The following is a 17,059-nucleotide window of genomic DNA, read 5'->3' as shown; positions in this document are numbered from 1 at the left end:
GGTCCTTCGTAAGTCGTCTCGTCGGTGGAGGCGTCGCTCGCCCCAGGTCGCGGCGCGGAGCGCGGGGATGGCCCCCCATCGTACGGAGGACATTATCGTTCGCACGGGTGGGGTGTCTGCTCGGCATAAAGAGCTACCGACCCGTTATCCCCGCAGAAAGCTCACGATTCCGTCCGAGATCCCCCGCGCCGCCTTCTGCCGCCAGGCGCCGTTCGTGAGCAACGCCTCGTCCTTCGCGTCCCGCATGTTCCCGCACTCGATGAACACCTTGGGGACGGTGGAGAGGTTCAGGCCGCCCAGATCCTTGCGTACGTCGAGTCCCGTGCCGTCACCGATGTAGTTGGACGGGGCGCTGCCCGTCGCGAGCAGGAATTTGCCCGCGATGCGCTCGCCCAAGTCGCGTGACGGGACGACGATCTTGGAGGTGTCCGCGGCGCCGGACTTCACCGATGCGGGCAGGATCACATGGAAGCCACGGTTGCCCGACCCCGAGCCGTCGGCGTGCACGGAGACGACGGCGTCCGCGTGGGCGTCGTTGCCGATGCGGGCGCGCTCGTCGACGCAGGGGCCCCAGGGGCGGTCGCCGTCCTGGGTGAACTTGACCGTGGCGCCCTGCTTCTCGAGCAGCGTGCGCAGGCGGCGCGAGACGTCGAGGGTGAACTGGGCCTCGGTGTAACCGTGGTTGGTGGAGGTGCCCGTGGTGTCGCACTCCTTGCGGTGCGTGCCGACGTTCACCAGACGGTTGATCTCGGCCGTGTGCCTGCCGTTGCCGGTGTTGTGGCCGGGGTCGACGACGACGACCTTGCCCTTGAGGGGGCCGGACGCGGCGGGGCGGCTCGACGACGACGGAGGCTTCGTCGTGCTCGGCTCGTCACTCGCCTTGCCGTCGGCCTCGTCGCCCTTCCCCTTCTCGTCCTTGTCGTCCTTCCCGGACGTCGACGGGGACGGCTGGGGGGACGACGAACCCTGCGCGGACTGGCTCGTGGCGGGGAGCGATCTCGGCGGCTCGCTGCCCCCGGGGCCGCTCGTCGCCTCGTAAATGAGCCACCCCGCCAGGCACGTCGGCACCAGCGCGGCGAGCGTCACGGTGAGGGGGCCGCCGGTGAAACGGCGGGGCGGGCGTGGGGGCTGGCTGTCCGGACCTACGTACGACACGAGAGCGACTCTAACCGCGAGGTCAGATCCCCGCTCCCGTTCGCCGCAGGACGCGCAGCGAGTCGGTTGCCGAGATCTCGGTGAAAGCGCCGGACTCCAGTGCCCTGAGGTAGACGCGGTACGGTGCCTGGCCGGTCATGATGTCCGCCGGGTCCGGGAAGACGTCGTGGATCAGGAGCAGGCCGCCGTCGGCGATGTGCGGGGCCCAGCCCTCGTAGTCGCCACTCGCGTGCTCGTCCGTGTGGCCGCCGTCGATGAAGACCAGACCGAGCGGTCCGCCCCACGCCTTCGCCACCTGCGGCGAGCGGCCGACGATCGCGATCACGTGCTCTTCCAGGCCCGCGTGGTGGAGCGTGCGGCGGAAGGTGGGGAGCGTGTCCATCCGGCCGAGCTCCGGGTCGACCGTCGCCGGGTCGTGGTACTCCCAGCCCGGCTGCTGCTCCTCGCTGCCGCGGTGGTGGTCCACCGTGATCGCCGTGACACCCGCCCGGCGTGCGGCGTCGGCGAGCAGGATCGTGGAGCGGCCGCAGTACGTCCCGACCTCCAGGAGCGGCAGCCCGAGCGCCGCCGCTTGTGCCGCCGCCGCGTACAGGGCGAGGCCCTCGTCGGCGGGCATGAATCCCTTGGCCGCTTCGAAGGCGGCGAGGATCTCCGGCTGAGGGGCGGCGGGGGCGGGGGCGGCCATGGGGGTTCCTCCCGGTCGTGAACGCGGTGGGGTCGGGAATGCGGTGAAGCGGGGACTGCGGTGAGGTCGGGACTGCGATGAGGCCCGGCTGTGGGCCGCCCCATGCTGCCGCATGGCCCGGCCGTTCATGGAGGCGGGGCTGTCCAGGGAGTTTGCCCGACACCGGCTCCGCCGAGTCCGTCCACGAACGCCGGACGGGCCGAAGGATTCACCCCGGTCAGGGGTGGGATCTTTCGGCCCGTCCGGCGCTTCCCGTCGCTTACGCCAGCACGTCGCTCCCGCCCGGCAGCAGAAGGTCCATCTCCACCGCGCGGTCGTCCCCGCGGTGCGCCGCCGCCGAGGCGAGCGGGGCATGGCCCGCGGCCGTTGCCGCGAGGACGTACGAACCGTCGCCCGGCACCGCCAGCTCGTAGCGCCCGCCGTCGTCCGTCAACGCCGAACCGGCCTGCTTCCCCCGGCGGTCGATCAGCGTCACCTTGGCCCGTGCGACCGGCGCCCCGGAAGGGCTCAGCACCCGGCCGTGGAAGCCGGCGAGCGCCTCCGTGGCGGCGCGCAGGTTCGCGTCCTCCTCGCTGCTGGCCCGGAGCTGGGTCTTGACCGAGCGGCGGGCGGAGGGGAGGAACAGGGCGAAGACGAGGCCCAGGGCGACCGCGCCCGTGGCGATCAGGAAGGACGTGCGGAAGCCCGTCATGGTCGGGATGGCGACACCGCCCACGTGGTCCGCCGTGTTGGCGAGGACCATGCCGATCACGGCGCTCGACACCGACGTACCGATCGAGCGCATCAGGGTGTTGAGGCCGTTCGCCGCGCCCGTCTCCGAAGGGGGCACGGCGCCGATGATCAGGGCCGGGAGCGAGGAGTAGGCCAGGCCGATGCCCGCGCCCACGACCACCGCGATGATGATCGTCTGCCAGGCGGCGCTCATCAGGCCGAGACCCGCGCCGTAGCCGATCGCGATGATCAGCATGCCGAGGATGAGGGTCACCTTCGGGCCGTACTTCGCCGAGAGGCGGGCGTAGACCGGGGCCGTGAACATCATGGTCAGGCCCAGCGGCGCCACGCACAGGCCCGCGACGACCATGGACTGGCCGAGGCCGTAGCCGGTGGCGGTCGGGAGCTGGAGCAGCTGGGGCAGGACGAGCGAGATGGCGTAGAACGCGACGCCGACCATGATCGAGGCCAGGTTGGTGAACAGGACCGCGGGGCGGGCCGTCGTGCGCAGGTCCACCAGCGGCGCCTTGAGGCGCAGCTCCATCACGCCCCACAGGACCAGGACGAGGGCCGCCGCGCCGAACAGGCCGAGGGTCAGGCCCGAGGTCCAGCCCCAGTCGCTGCCCTTGGTGATGGGCAGGAGGAAGAGGACGAGGCCCGCGGAGAGGCCGAGCGCGCCGATCACGTCGAAGGTGCCCTGCGCCTTCACCTTGCTCTCGGGCACGAAGACGACGGTCAGGAGCATCGATATGACGCCGAGGCCCGCCGCGCCGAAGAACAGGGCGTGCCAGTCGGCGTGCTGCGCGGTCAGTGCCGCGAGCGGCAGCGCGAGGCCGCCGCCGACGCCGATGGAGGAGCTCATCAGGGCCATCGCGGAGCCGAGCTTCTCGCGGGGCAGCTCGTCGCGCATCAGGCCGATGCCGAGCGGGATGGCGCCCATCGCGAAGCCCTGGAGGGCGCGGCCGACGATCATCACGACGAGGTCGTCGGTGAAGCCGCAGACCAGGGAGCCGACGACCATCACGGCCAGGCTCGTCAGAAGCATGCGGCGCTTGCCGTAGAGGTCACCGAGGCGGCCCATGATCGGGGTCGACACGGCGCCCGCGAGCAGGGTCGCCGTCATGACCCAGGTGGCGTTCGACGGCGTGGTGTCGAGCAGCGTCGGCAGGTCCTTGATGACCGGCACCAGGAGCGTCTGCATCACCGCGACGACGATGCCGGCGAAGGCGAGTACGGGGACGACTCCGCGGGTGCCGCGTTGGTGGGTCGTCGGCTGCGTCATTACGTGGGGCCTCCGGGGGCGGTGCAGGTGTCGGCAGGGGTACGTGCAAGACGAACCTGTTTCCCGGGGCGACTATTCCGACGGATGTCGTACGAGGGAAAGTCTTGACCTGTTGTTAACCGGTTGGTTAAGGGGGCCCGCGGTCGCGGGAGAAGCGGACCCGTATCTGACCTTCCGTCAGATTGGAACGTGTTCTAGTCTGTCGCCGTCCCGGAAGCTGCTACCGGCGAGGACGCGCATGGGTATCGGAATCACGCAGGAACAGCGGGAGTTGGCGGCGGCGGTGCGCGGCTGGATCGCCCGCGCCGTACCGCCCGAGGAGATACGCAAACTGCTCGACGCCCTGCCGGGCTCCGGCGGCAGGCCCGCCCACTGGGACGGCCTCGCCGAACAGGGGCTGCTCGCGGTGCACCTGCCCGAGGAGTACGGCGGCGGGGGCGGCGACCTCGTGGACCTCGCCGTCGCCCTGGAGGAGGCGGGCCGGGCCGCGCTGCCGGGCCCCTACCTGGCGAGCTCCCTGGCCTCGCTCGTGCTGCACCGGTCCGGCGCCCGTGACCTCGCCGCCGACCTGGCGTCCGGGGAGCGGATCGGCGCCGTCGCGCTCGGCGCGGGCACGCTCACCGCGGTGTCCGTGGCGGACGGCTGCGTCCTCGACGGCACGGCGCCGCCCGTGCTCTCCGGCGCGGACGCCGACCTGCTGATCCTGGCCGCCGAGTCCGCGCGCGGAACCGTGTGGATCGCCGTCGACGCGGCCGAGCTGACCGTGCGTACGCAGGAGGGCGCCGATCCGACGCGGCCCACCGCCGAGGTCACGGCGGACGGGGTCGAGGTGCCGGCCGGGCGGGTGCTCGACGTCGACGCGGCGCTCGTGCGCGACCTGGCGTCTGCCGTGTACGCGGCGGACGCGTGCGGCGTCGCGGCCTGGGCGCTGGAGACCGCCACCGAGTACGCGAAGGTGCGGGAGCAGTTCGGGCGGCCGATCGGGCAGTTCCAGGCGGTCAAGCACCTCTGTGCCGACATGCTGGTGCGCCTCGAACAGGCGCGGGCGCTCGCGTGGGACGCGGCGCGCGCGGCGGACGATCCGTCGCCGGAGGTGCGGAGCCTGGTCGGCGCGCTCGCCGCCGGGTCCGCGCTCGACGCCGCGTACTCCTGCGCCAAAGACGCCATCCAGATCCTCGGCGGCATCGGCTTCACCTGGGAGCACGACGCCCATCTCTACCTGCGCAGGTCACTGGTTGCCCGGCAGCTGCTCGGCACCGGCGACGCGCACCGGCTGCGGGCGGTGCGCCTCGCGGAGGGCGGCGCGCGCCGGGAGCTGCGGATGCGGCTGCCCCGGGAGGCGGACGCCTACCGGGAGCGGGCCCGCGAGGCCGTCGCGCAGGCCCGGGGGCTCGACCCGGTGGCCGCCCGCAAGGCACTGGCGCCGACCGGCTATGCCGCCCCGCACCTGCCCGAGCCGTACGGACTCGGCGCGGGCCCCGTCCAACAGCTCGCCGTGCAGCAGGAGTTGGCGGCTGCCGGGGTGCGCGTCAGCGATCTCGGGATCGCCACCTGGGTGGTGCCCTCGCTCATCGCGTACGGGACGAGCGAGCAGCAGGAGCGGTTCCTGGCGCCGACACTCAGGGGCGAGGTGCTGTGGTGCCAGCTGTTCAGCGAGCCCGGCGCGGGCTCGGACCTGGCCGCGCTGCGCACGAGGGCCGAGCGGGTCGAGGACGGCTGGCTGATCAACGGCCAGAAGGTGTGGACGAGCGCGGCGCAGTGGGCGGACCACGGCATCCTCCTCGCCCGCACGGACCCCGACGCCCCCAAGCACAAGGGCCTGACGTACTTCCTCGTCGACATGAAGCGGGCCGAGGGTGTCGACATCCGCCCGCTGAAGGAGATCACCGGGGACTCCCTCTTCAACGAGGTCTACTTCGACGACGTCCTGCTGCCCGCGGACGCGGTCGTCGGCGAGGTGAACGACGGCTGGCGGGTCGCGCGCCACACGCTGGGCAACGAACGCGTCCACATGGCCGACCAGCTGACCTTCGACACCGGCCTGGAGGCGCTCATCGGGCGCGCCGCCGGCCTCGACGGCGCCTGCCGCGCGCGGATCGGCGCGCTCGCCGCCGAGGCGCACGCACTGGCCTGCATCGGCCTGCGGACGACGCTGCGGCAGCTGGCGGGCGCGGAACCGGGGGCCGGGGCCTCCGTCCGCAAGCTCGTGCAGACCCCGCACCAGCAGAAGGTCGCCGAGCTTGCCCTGGAGCTGCTCGGCCCGGCGGGCGCGGTGCGCGAGGGCGCCGGGGAGCGGGCGCTGCACGGCTTCCTGATGTCGCGCTGTCTGACCATCGCGGGCGGGACCACCCAGGTGCAGCTGAACGTCGTCGCCGAACGGCTCCTGGGACTGCCGAGGGACCCCGAGCCCCGCCCCGTCATCTAGCGTCATCTAGGAGGAGCTGGACAGTGAAGGCGTACATAGTCGGCGTCGGCATGACGAAGTTCGAGAAGCCCGAGACGCGGGACTGGCAGTACTGGGACATGGCGAAGGAGGCCGGCACCAAGGCGCTCGACGACGCCGGAATCGCGTACGAGCAGGTGGAGCAGGTCCCGGTCGGGTACTGCTTCCAGGCGTCGACGGCGGGCCAGCGGGCGGTGTACGAACTGGGCCTGACCGGTGTGCCCGTCTACAACGTGAACAACAACTGCGCGACGGCGTCGACCGCGCTGATGATGGCGCGGCAGTTCGTCGAGGGCGGCGTCAACGACTGCGTGCTAGCGCTGGGCTTCGAGAAGATGGCGCGCGGCGCGCTGGGCGGCGGCAGCGACGGCGGCGACTTCAAGACGTCCCCCGTGGCCCGGCACTACGGCGTGATGGCCGCACGGCACGGCTTCGAGATGACCCCGCCCACCGCCCAGATCTTCGGCGACGCGGCGCGCGAGCACATGGAGAAGTACGGCACGACTCAGGCGCAGCTCGCCGCGGTGGGCGCCAAGAACCACCGGCACTCGGTGCACAATCCGTACGCCCAGTTCCAGGACGAGTACACGGTCGACGAGATCCTCGCCGCCAAGACCATCCACCGCCCGCTCACCAAGCTCCAGTGCTCGCCGACCTCGGACGGGTCGGCCGCCGCGGTGGTGGTGTCGGAGAGGTTCGTGGAGCGGCACGGGCTTCAGGAGCGCGCCGTGGAGATCGCGGCGCAGGCGATGACGACCGACACGGGGGAGTCCTTCGACTCCGGCTCGTGCATCGACGTCGTGGGGCAGCCGATGTCGAGGGCGGCGGCGCGGCAGGTGTACGAGAGGTCGGGCCTCGGCATCGAGGACGTCGACGTGGTCGAGCTGCACGACTGCTTCTCCGTCAACGAGCTCCTCACGTACGAGGCGCTCGGCATGTGCGCGGCGGGGGAGTCCGGGAAGCTCGTCGAGAGCGGGGCGACGACGTACGGCGGGCGCTGGGTGGTGAACCCCTCCGGCGGCCTGATCTCCAAGGGGCACCCGCTCGGCGCGACCGGCATCGCCCAAGTGGCCGAGCTGACCTGGCAGTTGCGGGGGGACGCCGGGGCGCGGCAGGTGGCGGGGGCGCGGGTGGGACTCGCGCACAACATCGGTCTCGGCGGGGCGGCGGTGGTGACGCTGCTGAGGAAGGGGTGAGGAACGAGTGGGGAAGGGAGGGGGAGGGGACGGGGGTGATGGTCCGAAGACCTAGGTCCCACGGCCGAGGACCTTTGCGTCGAAACCCCGATGCACGGGGCACGCAATCCCTGAGAGCATGCCCGTCATGGTCCAGACGCCCCCTGACACTTACATAGCCGCCCCCTCGCGGAAGTCCGCACCCGTCTGGGCGGTGCTGCTCGCCGCCTGCGCGGGGCAGTTCCTGGTCGTCCTGGACGTGTCGGTGGTGAACACCGCGCTGCCCTCCATGCGGTCCGACCTGGGCATGAGCGCCGTCGGACTGCAATGGGTGGTCAACGCCTACTCGATCGCCTTCGCGGGCTTCATGCTGCTCGGCGGGCGGGCCGGCGACCTCTTCGGCCGCAAGCGGATGTTCCTGGTCGGGCTCGGCCTCTTCACGGTGGCCTCGCTCGCGGGCGGTCTCGCGCAGGCCGAGTGGCAGCTGCTCGTGGCGCGGGCGGTGCAGGGGCTCGGCGCGGCGGTCCTGGCCCCTTCGACCCTGACGATCCTGACCTCGGCGGTGCCCGAGGGGCCCGCCCGGATACGGGCGATCGCGACCTGGTCGGCGGTGGGCGCGGGCGGCGGCGCCGCGGGCGGTCTCGTCGGCGGGGTCCTCACCGACCTGCTCTCCTGGCGCTGGGTGCTCCTGATCAACGTGCCGATCGGCGTCCTCGTCGTCGTCGCGGGCGTCGCCTGGCTCACCGAGAGCCGGGCCGGTGAGGCGCGCCGCCTGGACGTGCCGGGCGCGGTGCTCGTGACGGCGGGGCTCGCGACGCTCGCGTACGGGATCGTGCAGACGGAGGAGAAGGGCTGGACCGCTTCGGCGACCCTGGTGCCGCTGGCCGCGGGGCTCCTGCTGCTCGGCCTGTTCCTCCTGGTCGAGGCGCGTACGAAGGTTCCGCTGATGCCGCTGAAGCTGTTCCGGGTGCGGTCGGTCTCGGCGGCGAACGCGGCGATGTTCGTGTGCGGCGGCGGGATGTTCGCCATGTGGTTCTTCATGACGCTGTACGCGCAGAACGTCCTGGGCTACTCGGCGTTGAAGGCGGGCCTCGCGCTGATCCCCTCGTCCCTGACGATCGTCATCGGCTCGAAGCTGGCGCCGCGGATCATGCGGGTGCTGGGCGCGAAGAACGTGTCCGTGCTCGGGATCCTGGTGGCGGCGGCGGGGTTCGGCTGGCAGTCCCTGATGACCGCCGACGGCGCTTACGTCACCTCGATCATGCTGCCCGGCATCGTGATGATGTTCGGCGCGGGGCTCGCCACGACGCCGCTGGCGTCGCTGGGCACGTCCGGGGCGGAGCCCGGGGACGCGGGGCTCGTCTCCGGTCTCATCAACACGTCGCGGACGATGGGCGGGGCGCTGGGCCTTGCGGTGCTCTCGACGGTTTCCGCCTCGCGGATGGGGGGTTCGACCACGCCGGAGGCGCTGACGGCCGGGTACGCGATGGCGTTCCGGACCAGTGGGTGCATTCTGCTGGTGGGGGTGCTCGTGCTGCTGCTGTGGATGCCGCGGGACGGGCGGGTCAGCCCGTCCCGCGCCTGAGGACGGAGTCGGCGGAGCCGGTGCTGGGCGGTGCTCGAAGCCCGGGGGCAGTCAGAGCCAACCCCGCTGCCGTGCCTCCCGCACCGCCTCCATCCGGTTTCGCGTCCCCGTCTTGCCGATCGCGCCCGAGAGATAGTTCCGCACCGTCGACTCCGACAGGTGCAGTTTTCCCGCGATGTCGCAGACCGTCGCTCCGTCCACCGACGCCCGCAGGACATCCGCCTCCCGCGTCGTCAGCGGGCTCGGGCCCGCGCTCAGGGCGGCCGCCGCAAGGGCCGGGTCGATCACCGTCTCGCCCCGCAGCGCCTGGCGGATCGCCTCCGCCAGGTCCTCCACCGGGCCGTCCTTGACCAGGAAGCCCACCGCGCCCGCCTCCATCGCCCGGCGCAGATAGCCGGGCCTGCCGAACGTCGTGAGGATGAGGACCCGGCACTCGGGGCACTCCTCCCGCAGGTCCGCCGCCGCGTCGAGCCCGCTGCGGCCCGGCAGCTCGATGTCGAGGAGCGCCACGTCGGGGCGGGAGTTCAGCGCCGCGTCCACGATCTCGTCGCCCGCGCCGACCTGCGCGACCACCTCGATGTCCTGCTCCATGCCGAGCAGCAGCGCGAGCGCGCCCCGCATCATGCCCTGATCCTCTGCGAGCAGGACTCTGATCATGGGGTGCGCTCCTCCACAACGGGGCCGGTGCTGAACTCGGTGACCGGCAGCTCCGCCGTGACCCGGAAGCCGCCGCGCGGCGCGGGGCCGGACTCCAGGGAGCCGCCCGCCGCCGCGAGGCGTTCGGCCAGGCCCTTCAGCCCGCTGCCGGGCGCTGTCGAGCCTACGCCGCGGCCGTCGTCGGTGATCAGCAGCCGGGTCCGTTCGGCGGTGCCCGCCACCTCGATCTCGCAGCGGGTAGCCCTGGCGTGGCGTACGACGTTCGTGGCGGACTCCCGGACCACCCAGCCCAGCAGCGCCGCCGTCTGCGGCGCGAGCGGCGGCCCCGACTGGCGTACGACCGCGTCGACGCCCGCCGCGTCCAGGAGATCGCGCGCCCGGTCCAGCTCCGTGGCCAGGCTGCCCTCGCGGTAGCCGGTGACCGCCTCGCGGATCTCGGTCAGGGCCTGGCGGCCGACGGACTCGATGTCGGCCACCTGGCCGAGCGCCGCGTCCAGGTCGCGGGGGGCGAGCCGGCGCGTGGCCTCCGCCTTGACCACGATCACCGAGAGCGTGTGGCCGAGCAGGTCGTGCAGGTCGCGGGAGAAGCGCAGCCGCTCCTTCTCCACCGCGCCGCGGGCCAGCTCCTCGCGCGTGGCGCGCAGCTCCTTCACCGTCTCGGAGAGGGCGAGGATCGCCGCCGTCACCATGACGGAGATGAACGTGCCGTACGCGATGCCCGCCGCGTCCCAGCCGTCCTTCAGCCCGCCGACCACCGCCGCCGCGATGCTCAGGGCGAACCCCGCGGGAGCCAGCTGCCTGCCCCGCAGGACCGAGCCGGTCGCCAGGCCGAGCAGCGGGAAGAACATCAGCCAGCTGTCGCCGTAGCCGATGGCGAGGGCGAAGGTGACCGCGGTCAGCGCGAGCAGCAGACGCCTCGTGACGGCCGCCTCCCGGGCCCTCTTGTCGAAGGCGCGGAACACCACGGCGATGTAGAGGGAGTTGAAGGCCAGCAGGCCAAGCCCGCCGATCCAGGGGTTGCCCGTCTTGCCCTGGAGGATGTTGGAGAAGGAGCCCATGCCCATCAGGAGCCAGGGCAGCATCGCGAAGCCGTTGGGCGGGCCCAGGTCCTGCGGGTTGCTCCGCCCGCACTTCTCCTGCACCCGCACCTCGGCGAGCTGCGCCCTGCCGCTGCGCGTCCATCCCGCGAGGCGTGTGTGCCTCCGCCAGAAGCCCTTCACCGGCATCGCTTCTCCTGTCGCGCCGGGGCGCATCGTCGGCGTCGTCATGTGGTCCGCGCGGCCCGGCGGTACGAAGGCACAGCGTACGAACTCCTCGTCATGGTTCCGACGGTACGAACCCGGGCCGTGCGGCGGCAGATGTGGATGTACGGACTCGGCCGGTACAAATGTCACACGCTTGATCAGTGGCGTATCTGACGTGACGTCAGGAGTCTTCACAACTTCCGGACGCTCGGCTATACATGGGATCGCCGGACTGGAACGCGTTCTAGAACGGGCTCCTTCCGGCCCTGTTGCGACCTCGGTGCGACCGACGGTGCGGACGGCCGCACCGAGGTCTTCAGACCGGCCAAGGAGCTGCCACCCCATGCCCATCGATGCCGCGAAAGCACTGGCCGCGGAGCCCAGGTCGGCCGAGATCGCCTGGGATCACAAGGACATCCAGCTCTACCACCTGGGCCTTGGCGCGGGCGTCCCCGCCACCGACCCGGACGAGCTGCGCTACACCCTGGAGTCCCGGCTGCACGTCCTGCCCAGCTTCGCGACCGTCGCCGGCGCGGGCATGGGCGTCGTCGGCGGGCTCTCGGCCCCCGGCATCGAGGTGAACCTGGCCGCGGTCCTGCACGGCGGCCAGGGCATCACCCTGCACCGCCCGATCCCGGTCAAGGGCAAGGCCGTCACCACCTCCAAGGTGGCCGCCGTGTACGACAAGGGCAAGGCCGCGATCCTCGTCCTGCGCACCGAAGTGGCCGACGGCGAAGGGCCGCTGTGGACCAGCGACGCCCAGATCTTCGTACGCGGCGAAGGCGGATTCGGCGGCGAACGCGGCCCCTCCACCCGCGTCCCGGCCCCCGAGGGCGAGCCCGACAGGACCGTCGAGCGCCCCGTCCGCGAGGAGCAGGCGCTGCTCTACCGCCTCTCCGGGGACTGGAACCCGCTGCACGCCGACCCCGAGTTCGCCAAGCTCGCGGGCTTCGACCGGCCGATCCTGCACGGCCTGTGCACCTACGGGATGGTGCTCAAGGCCGTCGTCGACAGCGAGCTGGGCGGTGACGTGTCACGGGTGCGGAGCTACAGCACGCGCTTCACCGGCATCGTCTTCCCCGGGGAGACCCTGCGGATCCGGATGTGGCGCTCCGAGGGCCGGGTCCACGTGGCGGCGACGGCCATCGAGCGGGACGACGCGCCGGTCCTCACCGACACGATCGTCGAGCACGCCTGAAGCCCCGGACACGCCTGAATCTTCGTACGAGAGGAGCCGCACCATGCGCGCAGCCGTACTGCACGAGATAGGCCAGGACAAACTCGAGGTCCTCGACGACGTCGAGACGGTGGGCTTCGGCCCCGGCAAGGTGAAGATCCGGGTGCGGGCGACGGGCCTGTGCCACTCCGACGTATCGGCGATGAACGGCGTACTGCCGCAGCCCGCTCCGTTCATCCCCGGCCACGAGGGCGCGGGCGAGATCGTCGACGTCGGCGACGGCGTGACCGGCGTCAGCCAGGGCGACCGGGTCCTGGTCTGCTGGCTGCCCGCCTGCGGCCAGTGTCCGGCGTGCAAGCGCGGCCAGAGCCAGCTGTGCCTGGCCGGGTTCATGAACGCGGGCACCCCCAACTTCAAGCGCCCCGGCGGAGACGTCTTCGGCTTCGCGGGCACGGGCACCTTCACCGAGGAGGTCGTGGTCGACGCGGGCTGCGCCGTGCCGATCCCGGACGACGTGCCCTTCGACATCGCGGCCCTGATCGGCTGCGGAGTGACGACCGGGCTCGGCGCGGCCATCAACACCGCCGACGTCAAGGCCGGTTCGTCCGTCGCCGTCATCGGCTGCGGCGGCGTCGGCATCTCCGCGATCCAGGGCGCGCGGCTCAAGGGCGCGGCGCAGATCATCGCCGTCGACCCGGTGGCGTCGCGGCGCGAGGCCGCGCTGCGGTTCGGCGCGACGGAGGCGGTGGCGCCGGACGGACTCGCCGACGCCAAGCAGCGGGTGACCGCGGGCGAGGGCTTCGACTACGTCTTCGAGGTCGTCGGCAGGTCCGCCACCGCCCGCACCGCGTACGAGACGACCCGGCGCGGCGGCACGCTCGTGATCGTCGGCGCGGGCGCCATGGACGACAACCTTCAGCTGAACATGTTCGAGCTGTTCTTCGACGAGAAGCGGATCCTGCCGTCCATGTACGGCGGCGGCGACGTCCTGCAGTCCTACGAGCGGGCCATCGCGCTGTGGCGCGCGGGCCGGATCGACCTGGAGAGCCTGATCACCCACCGGGTGCCGCTCTCCGAGATCAACGAAGCGCTTGACCAGATGCGTACGGGCGTCGCGCTGCGTACGTGCATCGAGATCTGAGAGGACTTCGATCCCTGATGGCACAGCCATTGCCACGGCCACTGGACGGGTTGGCCGCGATCGTGACAGGAGCGGGCCGGGGCCTGGGGCGCGCGGAAGCCCTGGAACTGGCCCGGCTCGGCGCGAGCGTCGTCGTCAACGACTTCGGCCAGAGCGGCCGCGACGGCTCGGGCGAGGCGTCGGCGACGCCCGCCGAGGAGGTCGCGGCCGAGATCCGGGCGGCGGGCGGGCAGGCGGTCGCGCACCTGGGCGATGTCGCGGACCACGAACAGGCGCGCGGGCTCGTCCAGTTGGCGATCGACACGTACGGCAAGCTCGACATCCTGGTCAACAACGCGGGCATCCTGCGGGACCGGATGATCTTCTCGATGAGCGAGGGCGAGTGGGACTCGGTCATCCACGTCCACCTCAAGGGCCACTTCAACACGACGCACTTCGCGTCCGTGCACTGGCGCGAGCGGTCCAAGGCGGCGGGGGAGCCGGTGTACGGCCGGATCGTCAACACCTCGTCGGAGGCGTTCCTCGCGGGCTCCGCGGGCCAGCCGAACTACGCGGCGGCGAAGGGCGGGATCGTCGGCCTGACGACGTCGAGCGCGCTGGCCCTGGGCAAGTACGGGGTGACGGCGAACGTCATCTGTCCGCGAGCGCGGACGCGGATGACGGAGGACGTCTTCGCGGGCTACCAGGAACCGGGAGCGGGGGAGCTCGACCCGCTCGCTCCCGAGCATGTGGCGCCGCTGGTGGGCTACTTGGCGTCGCCTGCGGCTGCCGGGGTCAACGGTCAGCTGCTGGTGGTGCACGGCGGCATGGTCGCCGTGGTCGAACGCCCCAAGGTGGCGGCGAAGTTCGACACGGCGAAGGACGTCTTCACGTACGAGGAGCTGGACGGGGCGCTTTCGCCTTATTACGCGGGGCGCCCTGCGAGCGAGACGTTCGCGGCGGCGGAGGTGCTGGGGCTGAAGCGGGGATAGTTCCCCAACCCCGCCCCTTTTCGGCCGTCATCACCGGCTTCGCCGAGTTCGTCCTCAAACGCCGGACGGGCTGACAGTTCAGCCCGGCCGGCGTTTGAGGCCATCTTGTACGGGTCCGGGGCGGAGCCCCGATCAGGCCCCTGCGCCGAGCGGGTTTTCGGGAAGGGGCGGGGTTGGGGAAAGAATCAGTTCTCGTTGCCCGGGCGACGGTGCCGCCCCCGCGGCGCCGCATCCCCGTCATGCTCGGCCACAGGCCCCCGATGCCTACCGGCGCCGGAACTGCCCGCCGCCTCCCGCGGCTCGGGATTCCGCTCGGATTCCGTACTGATCTCGGTTCTCATCGACATACTCACCCCGTAAACCGGTAACTCTGTAAAGAAGATCGTTCGGTGTAGCCGGGCGAGTCTAACCAACGCCCTTGCGCCCCGTCAGGGGTGCCTGCTGCAACGGAACGGGCCGCGCGGCGACCGGCGCGGGCGCCACCGCCGGAGCCGGAAGCTCCGCCTCCGCGACCCCGCAGGGAACCGCCTCCGTCACATACGGAAGACGCAGCGCCCCCTCCCGCGTCCACCACCCCGAACCCGCCAACCACCCCTCCGGAGCGGCCAGTTGCTGGAGCCGTCGGTCGGTGGGGCGCCACAGGCCGAGCCAGCTGCCCCGCGCCCCGTCGATCCGCAGCGCCACCGCACAGCTCTCCGGCATCAGCGTCTGGCCGGGCTGGATGGCGAACGGCGTCACCGCGAGATCGGGCAGGCGCAGGCACTCGGGGAAACGCACCGGGCGCGTGCCGCCGAGCACCCCCCAGCCGAGCCGGTCGTGGCCCGGCGCGTTCGAGCGGATCAGGAGCAGTCCGCTGTCGGCGTCCGCGAGCAGCAGCCGGTCGTCGCTCTCGTCGGCGATCTGCAGGAGGGGCGACACCTCGCCGCGCCGCTCCAGGTCCACCGCGACCGCCTTGACCCGGCCGCCCAACTCCCGGTCCAGGGCCAGCATCCGGCCGTCCCCGTCCAGCCAGACCCCGCCCGAGCAGACCCCGGGGATCTCGGCGACATGCTCGGGCCCGAAGGCGCCGCCCGCCACCAGCCACAGGGCCGTCGACCCCGGGCCCACCGCGAGGGCGTACGCGTGGCTGCCCACCGGTGACGGCGGCAGCAGCGTCAGCCGGGACCCCCCGCACTCCACGGCGCCGAGCGGCACTTCACCGGTCTCGGGCCCCGTCGGGTACAGGAGAGAGAACGTGTGCCGTCCGTCGACGACGCGGTGGATCAGGACCCGCCCGTCGGCCATCGGGAGCACCTCGGTGCCGGGCTCCTCCGGCTGGTTGCCGGGCAGCGGCACCGCGTACGGCTCCGGGGAGTCGAGGGTCCAGCGCTCGGGGAACCAGGAATTGCCGTCGTGGGCGAGGCGAGCGGCGTACGCGCCGTTGGCGGTGATCACGGGGGGCGTCGCGGGCGCCGGGCGGGACGTCGGCGCGGTCATGGGCTCGGGCTCAAGCGTGGGCGCTGTCATAGGGGGGTACCTCCGGGCCCCGAAGCTAGTTTTCGCACGCACTGCCGTGGCACCTGTGGCCACCCGCTTCACACAGAAGGGTGGCGATGTACCGATTCGCCTGAGGGGGCGGGGGTGGTTGTGCTGGGTGGGGAGAGCGCGCTTAAAGTAAGGCGAACCTAAGTGGTTGCGGGCCCGCGGAAGCGGCAGCCGCGGCACACCCCCTGGAGCATGGAGCACCGATGTCCCCGTCCGTACGACCCCGCCGCACGCGTGCCACCGCCGCCCTCGCCCTCGCCGTGGCCGGCGCGCTCTCCCTCGCGGCCTGCGGGTCCGGTGACAGCGGCGGCACGTCCGACGACGGCAGCGGCAGCAAGGCCGTCGCCCAGGGCGGCGACGACTTCTCCAAGGCCGCCGAGCAGACCGCGAAGATGGGCACCACCGCCAAGGCGGGCGCGTTCCCGCGCACCATCACGCACGCCCGCGGCAAGACGGAGCTCAAGGCGGAGCCCAAGCGGGTCGTGGTCCTGGACGTCGGCGAGCTCGACAACGTCGTCTCGCTCGGCGTCAAGCCCGTCGGCTACGCCCCCACCGAGGGCGACGACGGCGTACCCGGCTACCTGAAGAAGGACGCGGGCGACCCCAAGGACGTGGGCACGATCAACGCCCTCAACCTGGAGGCCATCGCGAACCTGAAGCCGGACCTGATCCTCGGCAGCGAACTGCGCGCCGCCAAGCTCTACCCGCAGCTCTCCAAGATCGCCCCGACCGTCTTCTCCATCCGCCCCGGCTTCACGTGGAAGGAGAACTACCTCCTGAACGCGGCCGCGCTGGACAAGACCGAGAAGGCGAAGACGGAGCTGGCCGAGTACGAGGAGAAGGCGCGCAACCTGGGCCGCGAGCTCGGCGACGACAAGCCGACGATCACGATGCTCCGCTACATGCCGGACCGCGTCCGCCTCTACGCCAAGGCGTCCTTCATCGGCACGATCCTCGACGACACCGGCCTGCCCCGCCCCAAGAACCAGCAGATCAACGACCTCGCCACGGAGATCAGCACCGAGAAGATCGACGAGGCCGACGCCGACTGGATCTTCACCGGCGTCTACGGCGACGCGAAGAAGACGGGCCGCACCGAGGCCGAGAAGAACCCCCTGTGGAAGAAGCTCGACGCGGTCAAGAAGGGCCGGGCCAAGGACGTCCCGGACGAGACCTGGTACCTGGGCCTCGGCGTGACGGCGGCCAACGAGGTCCTCGGCGACCTCAAGGGCTTCCTCGTCAAGTAGGGCGCAGCTCGTGGGCGGTCGGTAGCAGTACGTAAGCCATGGCCAGTGGGGCGCAGAGGACA

Annotated in this window: 13 protein-coding genes; 7 read left to right on the top strand and 6 right to left on the bottom strand. The window is 71.9% G+C overall.

What is annotated here, in order from left to right:
- Nucleotides 1-144: 144 nt before the first annotated feature.
- The 3 genes from ACZ6ZP_RS03095 to ACZ6ZP_RS03085 all read right to left on the bottom strand — a co-directional run bounded on the left by ACZ6ZP_RS03095 (nt 145) and on the right by ACZ6ZP_RS03085 (nt 3,833).
- Nucleotides 145-1,155 carry an N-acetylmuramoyl-L-alanine amidase gene (locus ACZ6ZP_RS03095; protein ID WP_366462102.1) on the bottom strand — a complete coding sequence of 337 codons (1,011 nt, stop codon included), beginning with the start codon at nt 1,153-1,155 and terminating at the stop codon, nt 145-147.
- 22 nt (nt 1,156-1,177) lie between these two features.
- Nucleotides 1,178-1,840: a class I SAM-dependent methyltransferase gene (locus ACZ6ZP_RS03090; protein WP_468613736.1), complete on the bottom strand. Its 663-nt coding sequence runs from the start codon at nt 1,838-1,840 to the stop codon at nt 1,178-1,180.
- Between the two features lie 259 nt (nt 1,841-2,099).
- Nucleotides 2,100-3,833 (bottom strand): MFS transporter, encoded by a 1,734-nt coding sequence (locus ACZ6ZP_RS03085; protein ID WP_366462103.1) that lies wholly within the window; start codon nt 3,831-3,833, stop codon nt 2,100-2,102.
- Nucleotides 3,834-4,071: 238 nt separating this feature from the next.
- Between ACZ6ZP_RS03085 and ACZ6ZP_RS03080 the strand changes: the two genes are divergently transcribed.
- The 3 genes from ACZ6ZP_RS03080 (at nt 4,072) to ACZ6ZP_RS03070 (ending at nt 9,036) form a co-directional block, all read left to right on the top strand.
- Entirely contained in the window at nt 4,072-6,258 is a 2,187-nt protein-coding gene (locus tag ACZ6ZP_RS03080) for an acyl-CoA dehydrogenase (RefSeq protein ID WP_469405331.1), read from the top strand.
- 23 nt (nt 6,259-6,281) lie between these two features.
- Entirely contained in the window at nt 6,282-7,472 is a 1,191-nt protein-coding gene (locus ACZ6ZP_RS03075; RefSeq protein WP_351159859.1) for a lipid-transfer protein, read from the top strand.
- Between the two features lie 127 nt (nt 7,473-7,599).
- Nucleotides 7,600-9,036 (top strand): MFS transporter, encoded by a 1,437-nt coding sequence (locus tag ACZ6ZP_RS03070; protein WP_351159857.1) that lies wholly within the window; start codon nt 7,600-7,602, stop codon nt 9,034-9,036.
- A 51-nt stretch (nt 9,037-9,087) separates the two neighbouring features.
- On the opposite strand, the gene ACZ6ZP_RS03065 is transcribed toward ACZ6ZP_RS03070, so the two are convergent.
- Together ACZ6ZP_RS03065 and ACZ6ZP_RS03060 are read right to left on the bottom strand one after the other, a co-directional pair.
- Nucleotides 9,088-9,693: a response regulator transcription factor gene (locus tag ACZ6ZP_RS03065; protein ID WP_351159855.1), complete on the bottom strand. Its 606-nt coding sequence runs from the start codon at nt 9,691-9,693 to the stop codon at nt 9,088-9,090.
- Complete coding sequence (locus ACZ6ZP_RS03060; RefSeq protein ID WP_469405330.1) at nt 9,690-10,961, bottom strand: sensor histidine kinase; 1,272 nt, start codon at nt 10,959-10,961, stop codon at nt 9,690-9,692. Before ACZ6ZP_RS03060 ends, ACZ6ZP_RS03065 begins: the two co-directional genes overlap by 4 nt.
- Before the next feature lie 319 nt (nt 10,962-11,280).
- Between ACZ6ZP_RS03060 and ACZ6ZP_RS03055 the strand changes: the two genes are divergently transcribed.
- The 3 genes from ACZ6ZP_RS03055 to ACZ6ZP_RS03045 are packed head-to-tail and all read left to right on the top strand — an operon-like array spanning nt 11,281 to nt 14,226.
- Complete coding sequence (locus ACZ6ZP_RS03055) at nt 11,281-12,135, top strand: MaoC/PaaZ C-terminal domain-containing protein (RefSeq protein ID WP_469405327.1); 855 nt, start codon at nt 11,281-11,283, stop codon at nt 12,133-12,135.
- Between the two features lie 43 nt (nt 12,136-12,178).
- On the top strand, nt 12,179-13,255 hold the full coding sequence (locus ACZ6ZP_RS03050) for a Zn-dependent alcohol dehydrogenase (RefSeq protein WP_351159846.1): 1,077 nt from the start codon (nt 12,179-12,181) through the stop codon (nt 13,253-13,255).
- Between the two features lie 17 nt (nt 13,256-13,272).
- Complete coding sequence (locus ACZ6ZP_RS03045; RefSeq protein WP_469405326.1) at nt 13,273-14,226, top strand: 3-oxoacyl-ACP reductase; 954 nt, start codon at nt 13,273-13,275, stop codon at nt 14,224-14,226.
- A gap of 405 nt (nt 14,227-14,631) precedes the next feature.
- On the opposite strand, the gene ACZ6ZP_RS03040 is transcribed toward ACZ6ZP_RS03045, so the two are convergent.
- On the bottom strand, nt 14,632-15,732 hold the full coding sequence (locus ACZ6ZP_RS03040) for a hypothetical protein (protein ID WP_469405325.1): 1,101 nt from the start codon (nt 15,730-15,732) through the stop codon (nt 14,632-14,634).
- 221 nt (nt 15,733-15,953) lie between these two features.
- Here ACZ6ZP_RS03040 and ACZ6ZP_RS03035 point away from each other — a divergent pair, with 221 nt between their 5' ends.
- Nucleotides 15,954-16,997 (top strand): ABC transporter substrate-binding protein, encoded by a 1,044-nt coding sequence (locus tag ACZ6ZP_RS03035; protein ID WP_468613739.1) that lies wholly within the window; start codon nt 15,954-15,956, stop codon nt 16,995-16,997.
- The last annotated feature ends 62 nt before the right edge of the window (nt 16,998-17,059 follow it).

The sequence above is a fragment of the Streptomyces sp. NPDC054047 genome (assembly GCF_055585065.1).
Note: the sequence above shows the minus strand (reverse complement) of the source record. Positions and strands in the feature narration are given on the sequence as shown.

Bases quoted from the DNA above. Each gene is read 5' to 3' on its own strand.
- ACZ6ZP_RS03040 (WP_469405325.1), bottom strand. From the start codon at position 15,732: ATGACAGCGCCCACGCTTGAGCCCGAGCCCATGACCGCGCCGACGTCC.
- ACZ6ZP_RS03055 (WP_469405327.1), top strand. From the start codon at position 11,281: ATGCCCATCGATGCCGCGAAAGCACTGGCCGCGGAGCCCAGGTCGGCC.
- ACZ6ZP_RS03045 (WP_469405326.1), top strand. From the start codon at position 13,273: ATGGCACAGCCATTGCCACGGCCACTGGACGGGTTGGCCGCGATCGTG.
- ACZ6ZP_RS03050 (WP_351159846.1), top strand. From the start codon at position 12,179: ATGCGCGCAGCCGTACTGCACGAGATAGGCCAGGACAAACTCGAGGTC.
- ACZ6ZP_RS03080 (WP_469405331.1), top strand. From the start codon at position 4,072: ATGGGTATCGGAATCACGCAGGAACAGCGGGAGTTGGCGGCGGCGGTG.
- ACZ6ZP_RS03090 (WP_468613736.1), bottom strand. From the start codon at position 1,840: ATGGCCGCCCCCGCCCCCGCCGCCCCTCAGCCGGAGATCCTCGCCGCC.
- ACZ6ZP_RS03060 (WP_469405330.1), bottom strand. From the start codon at position 10,961: ATGACGACGCCGACGATGCGCCCCGGCGCGACAGGAGAAGCGATGCCG.
- ACZ6ZP_RS03035 (WP_468613739.1), top strand. From the start codon at position 15,954: ATGTCCCCGTCCGTACGACCCCGCCGCACGCGTGCCACCGCCGCCCTC.
- ACZ6ZP_RS03085 (WP_366462103.1), bottom strand. From the start codon at position 3,833: ATGACGCAGCCGACGACCCACCAACGCGGCACCCGCGGAGTCGTCCCC.
- ACZ6ZP_RS03070 (WP_351159857.1), top strand. From the start codon at position 7,600: ATGGTCCAGACGCCCCCTGACACTTACATAGCCGCCCCCTCGCGGAAG.
- ACZ6ZP_RS03065 (WP_351159855.1), bottom strand. From the start codon at position 9,693: ATGATCAGAGTCCTGCTCGCAGAGGATCAGGGCATGATGCGGGGCGCG.